The 2,471-nt window shown below is 37.8% G+C and carries 1 protein-coding gene; it reads left to right on the top strand.

Annotated elements, in window-relative coordinates:
* Nucleotides 1–151 precede the first annotated feature (151 nt).
* A complete protein-coding gene (gene galE, locus AFK68_RS01830) occupies nt 152–1,153 on the top strand; it encodes a UDP-glucose 4-epimerase GalE (protein ID WP_094671173.1) in 1,002 nt (333 codons plus the stop codon).
* Nucleotides 1,154–2,471 lie beyond the last annotated feature (1,318 nt).

Here is a 2,471-nt window from a genome sequence, read left to right as displayed (position 1 = left end):
TACTCCCCTACTCCCCCGCTCCCCTACTCCTTAAAAAAGACTTTTGAGCGCAAACCCTAAATAGATCCCTTCAGGGGTTCTATAGGGGATTGGAAATTTTCTGCTGTATAGTTGTAATAAAGACTCAGAATAGTGTAGGGAAATTAAAAAAGTGTCACAAACTAAGCAAACTATTTTAGTAAGTGGGGGAGCAGGATATATCGGTTCCCATGCAGTTCAAGCTTTACAAAATGCAGGTTATGATGTAGTAATTCTTGATAACCTCGTCTACGGACATCGGGACATCGTAGAAAATGTCCTAAAAGTAGAAATGATTGTTGGGGATACGAGTGATCGCTCCTTATTAGATAAAATTTTTGCTACTCACAACATTGCAGCAGTAATGCACTTTGCTGCATACATTTTTGTCGGCGAATCAGTTAAAGACCCCCAAAAATATTACCACAATAATGTACTTGGCACACTAACATTATTAGAAGCGATGCTCAAAGCAGATGTGAAAAAGTTTGTTTTCTCTTCGACTGCTGCTATCTATGGGGAACCCCAAACCAGTCCTATTCCTGAAGACCATCCGAAAAATCCGATTAATCCTTATGGTGCGAGTAAGCGGATGATAGAACAAATACTGGCAGACTTTGAAGTTGCTTATGATTTTAAGTCGGTTTGTTTCCGTTATTTTAATGCAGCGGGAGCGCACCCTAATGGTTTAACTGGAGAAGATCATAATCCGGAAACTCATCTAATTCCCCTAGTATTATTTGCAGCATTGGGCAGGCGAGACTCTATATCAATTTTTGGCACAGACTATGATACTCCTGATGGTACTTGTATTCGAGATTATATTCATGTGTGCGATCTAGCAGATGCTCATGTCTTGGGATTAGAATATTTATTGAATGGTGGTAACAGCGAGATCTTTAATTTAGGTAATGGTAATGGGTTTTCGGTTAGGGAAGTGATAGAGACTGTCAAACAAGTAACTGGCAGAGAATTTAAGGTAGAGGAGCGCGATCGCCGACCTGGAGATGCACCTATTTTGGTAGGGAGTAGTGATAAAGCAAGGAGAGTATTGGGTTGGTCTCCGAAATATCCAGAGGTGAAAGAAATTGTTGCTCATGCTTGGCAGTGGCATCAAAAACGACATGGGAAATAAAAGTTAAAAGTCAAAAGTTAAAAGGCAAAATTCAACAATTAATAATTAATAATTAATAATTAATTATTACCTCTTCTGTAATAGAAGGATTGACTAAAAGGATTTTTTTTTCTTCTCTTGGTCGATTGGATATGCCGTTAGCGGAGCGGCTCTGATAAGAGCGGGAGACCTCGGCATCCCATCCTACGGAATGCTCCGCAAACGACCACTTTTTTATCCATGAATGGAGAGGCTTTATACCTTGATTTTTGGGTAATTAGGTTAGGAGTTAGGAGTCAGGAGTCAGGAGTCGTATGGGAATGGCTTCAATACCATTTTTTAGGTCGTAAATCATCTTTTTTGTTAAAGGGACATCTCCTGTAATATCAAATCCGGTAGTGTCGGTGTAAAAAAGCATAGAAACCGGGTTTGTGTTAAATGCCCTGCCGTAATGACATTAACATCCAACAAACCCGGTTTCTTATAACCTACATTCCGCACTTCAAAATGTAGCATAAAAAAGCAGTCAGGAGTCAGGAGTCAGGAGTCAGAATTCAGGAATAAATCATAGTGGTAACTTAATAAATCAACAATTAACTAAGCATTTATGCTTAATATCTCCTCAGAATTTGACTCTTGAGAAAGGTCAATGAAGATGATTTACATAGTATAAATACCTAGCAAGCTACGCTTTTTTATACTACTTTTAATGTTACAACTTGACGTGCGGAATGTGGGTAATAAAGCTGAATGATTTAATTAATAATTGCTAATTATTAATTATTCGGTAAAATTTTGTATAGTAATTGAAGCAAAAGTTAGGACGTTTCTAAATTATTAAACTCAGTCATAGATTATTTTGGTGTTGGTAATTGATGGAATAATTTATAAGGACTTGATGCCCCTCTGTGACCGAAAAATTTGGGTAGTTACGCCTCCTCTTTTAAGGGTATAAAAAGCGGTCGTTTGCGGAGCATTCCGTCAGGATGGGATGGCGAGGTTTCCTCGCCATATCCAATCGACCAAGAGAAAAGAATATTCCGTATTTTCTTGCCTCCTGGTTTCCTAGGTCATGCTGCGCAAACAGCAGGAGGTACTGATAACTGATAAGTGATAACTGATAACTGAAATGACCTCTCAATCTAGGTAATAGGTAAACCATAGGGGGTGTTCTCTAAATTTCATCTATTAGAGTTGTTGGGAAATAACTTAGATTACAAAAAAAATAAAATGAAAACAGATATATTTAGTTAGTGATTTTATTATTTATGCTGCCATCAAGTATAAGTTCCATAATCCAGTTGCTGTTAACATTAATTTGTCATCAAAATCATCCTTG

Source organism: Hydrocoleum sp. CS-953 (genome assembly GCF_002260545.1).
Taxonomy (GTDB): domain Bacteria; phylum Cyanobacteriota; class Cyanobacteriia; order Cyanobacteriales; family Microcoleaceae; genus Trichodesmium.
The sequence above is the reverse complement of the archived record's forward strand: the minus strand, read 5'-3'. Positions and strand labels throughout refer to the sequence as shown.